Annotated in this window: 4 protein-coding genes; all 4 read right to left on the reverse strand. The window is 58.1% G+C overall.

The annotated features are described in order from the left end of the window. Positions 1 to 119: 119 nt before the first annotated feature. Positions 120 to 914, reverse strand: a complete 795-nt coding sequence (minC, locus tag EN935_RS28980) for a septum site-determining protein MinC (protein WP_127262942.1) — start codon at positions 912 to 914, stop codon at positions 120 to 122. Between the two features lie 284 nt (positions 915 to 1,198). After that, positions 1,199 to 1,711, reverse strand: a complete 513-nt coding sequence (locus EN935_RS41520; protein ID WP_206532355.1) for a hypothetical protein — start codon at positions 1,709 to 1,711, stop codon at positions 1,199 to 1,201. Positions 1,712 to 1,855: 144 nt separating this feature from the next. After that, complete coding sequence (locus EN935_RS28990) at positions 1,856 to 2,530, reverse strand: hypothetical protein (RefSeq protein WP_127262943.1); 675 nt, start codon at positions 2,528 to 2,530, stop codon at positions 1,856 to 1,858. Further along, on the reverse strand, positions 2,527 to 3,020 hold a 494-nt coding region (locus tag EN935_RS28995; protein WP_206534595.1), incomplete at its 5' end, for a hypothetical protein. The genes EN935_RS28995 and EN935_RS28990, both read right to left, overlap by 4 nt.

The following is a 3,020-nucleotide window of genomic DNA, read 5'->3' on the forward strand; positions in this document are numbered from 1 at the left end:
CCACTACCTTGCCCATTGAAAAGCCTCCGTTGTTGTTCATTTGTTGTTCTTGCCGGGCGGCCTCGGCCGCCCAAATATCGTGTTCTTGACGAGCGGCCCGGCCGCCCCAATATCGACTGTCAGCTCAGCGTCGAAACCCGCAGGCTCTCGCCATCGAGAAACGCCTGCACCGGCTTGCCGCGCGAAACACCTTCCATCTCCTCGGCGGTGACGTACCAGCCGTCGACCGCCAGCAGCTCCGCCTCGTTCTTGCGGCAGAAGATGCGCGCGCCCTTGTTGCCCAGCGCACCCGCCGAAGCGCGCCCGCGCAACGTGCCGTAGACATGGATCGACCCCGCCGCGATGATCTCCGAACCGGACGCGACCGAACCCAGCACGATGACATCGCCATGCGGATGCACGATCGCCTGGCCGGAGCGGATCGGCGCCTTGATCATCAGCGTGCCCGAAGCTTCCGGCGCAACCTGCGGCTCGCTTTCGTCCACCTTGCTTGCGCCAGCCTTGCCGCCCTTGTCCGGGCCGCCTTCAGGCGCCCTGCCCTCGGCCTTGTCGAAACCCTCCGCCCGCGCCTCGCGGGGCAGCAAACCATCGGTCGTCGCCTCCTTGGCGCCGACCAGCACCGGCGGCAGGTTGGGCTCGAGTGCGGTATGGCCGTCGAGCTCGATGGCGTAGATGCGGATGCCGCGATGGCCAAGCACATCGACCAGCGATTCGATCGCGGCGACATCGGGCTTCAAGGTGTTGAGATCAAGCACCACCGGCCGTCCGGAAAAATAGCCCGGCGAGTTGCCGATCCAGTGGTCGAGCCCCTCCAACCACACGTCCAAAGGCGCCTCCGGCGTCAGCGTGAAAGCGACGAAAGAGCGGGCGCGAAAACGAATGGATTTGGCCTCGAGGGGAGCGGCAAAAGTCACGGCTGGCGAATCCTTACTGAGAGGTAAACGCTAGCGAGGGAATGGTTAACGAATGGTTAATGCGAGGGAGGCGCTACTTGGCAACTGTGCGAGAAATTGGAAGGTCGGCTAAACGCCAGTTGCGGCCGCTATCCGGCTGTACGGAATGTCTAAATAGGGGCCGTTAGCGGCCCACCCGCTTTTCGGCAGTATCGCGAAAAGCGGTCGATGGTTCAGGCGATATATTGCTAGCCCGAACCAAACGTCATCAACCAAATCTTGGATACATAGCCAAAGGCGTCCCATCATACCTCTGGAGAGTCGTTTGGCGCAGAGCTAGAGGTCGTTCTGACCGGTTGCGGCGATTGGTACTGATCTCGCAGATGAACTGCGGTCTGGTCGATGCTCGGATAGACGGTAGTGGCGTTGATGTTGATGCGGTCGAGCTGCTCGAGGATGTGCGCCTTGCTCTGGATCGTGACACGGCTGATTTCGATACCGTCCTGGCCCGCATCGGGCAGCGCAACCTCGTGCCCGAATAGCAGGAATGCGCCAGACTGCGATTTGATGCGCGTGTTAGTGCGCTTCGCTTTGACGCAGATGGAGACGGCGTCGCTTGTTTGCTTGATCTCGCTGCACAGAAAGGTAGGCAATTTTTCAAGAAAGGCGATCGCCGTGGAATCGAGACCTTCAAGCCGTTTCTCTGTGTCGGACGGCGTGTATTCGAACATGCGCCCCCGACCCATGGTGACAACATCGACGCTCCCTTCGACATACTCCCAGCTGCCAAAAGAGATATAATTGAAGTTCTCCGTCATTTTCCTGTTCCGTTCGTCAAGCGCATTATCCAAAGAAGCGGAACAGCGAGAGCAATTCTGCATAACAGACACCTCCGCGATGCAGAGACGAATGAATGCTAGATTGCGTCAGCGGACAGCTCCGTTGGTTAGGATCGAAACAGCTCACGATTTGCGCTTCGCAACGTAGTTGCGGAAGGCCTCTTTGAATTTCGCTTCGAGATCTACTGCCTGGGCCGAACTCGGTGACGACAGATCGAACTCCCAACCAGCTCTATGATAGGCGATCATCCTTGCTGCGGAATCGGAGGTAGTGTTGGTCACCAGCAACCGATCTTGCTTACTGAGTTCTTCGGCGAGTCCGAGATACCCTCGCGCCAAACCCAACTGAAGGGTACTCGCATAAAACTTACATTCGGCTGCAATCAGGACCTTGCTAGCACGAGGATGTACCTTTTCTCCGCGACAGACGCGCGCTTCGTGTCGATCGATCACGGCGACATCACATTCGTGGAGGACACCCGAGCGCCCTGATACCTTGACGCCGATATGCGCCTCGAGCGGCGGGCAGCCTGGCAAGTCTATAATGGCGTGGGTGTATTTTTTCTTCGGGCTGAAGATATCGCCCGGCGAGGTTCGGAAAATCAGGTTGGTGGTGCCATTTCCGTCGTTAGCTTCGAAAACGACGGTGGCCCCAGCGGCGCGGCCCGCCTTTACGACGATCGCGAGCGCATAGCACTCGAATACGTCATTCGCATCCGACGCTGCAGAGTAATTCATGCCATATGCCGGACTGAGGATCGCGGAGACCTGTCCGATGAGATCCGATGCGGTCATCATGCGGCGGTTACTCCAGCTTGCTGGCGCAGTTCCCTCAAGCGGCGGCGACCTGCCTCCTGCTGTTCGCCTGAATCGCTGTTTAAGCTGTGGCCGTCATCGCCTTCTCGTTCAGAAACGAACGTCACGCTCTTTGCTTCCAATATCTTTAGCGCATCGATTGCGAACTGCGGAAGAGCCATTACGCGATCGATGGCATCGAGAAGAAGATTCAGGCGCTCAATGTTGGAAAAGGGCTGAGTCGTTACGAAATCCTGCATTTGCCGTCTGCCGCGCCGCTGACCGGCGACTTGGTCATCGATGAACTCGCTGGCATCAGCTTTTGTAATGACCGTCTTTCCGAGATAGTTGCTCTCCTTCACTTGCTCTACTACCCAATCCAATCCGACCTTTCGGAGCAGATCGGTGATCCCCCCATAAGCGGTCTTCGCCTCTTCTTCATCCATCGCTTTTCGCCCCGGAGCTTTGGTTGTGTGACGCCGTGATAGTAGCC

It is taken from the genome of Mesorhizobium sp. M7D.F.Ca.US.004.03.1.1, from assembly GCF_003998635.1.
GTDB classification, from domain to species: Bacteria; Pseudomonadota; Alphaproteobacteria; order Rhizobiales; family Rhizobiaceae; genus Mesorhizobium; species Mesorhizobium loti.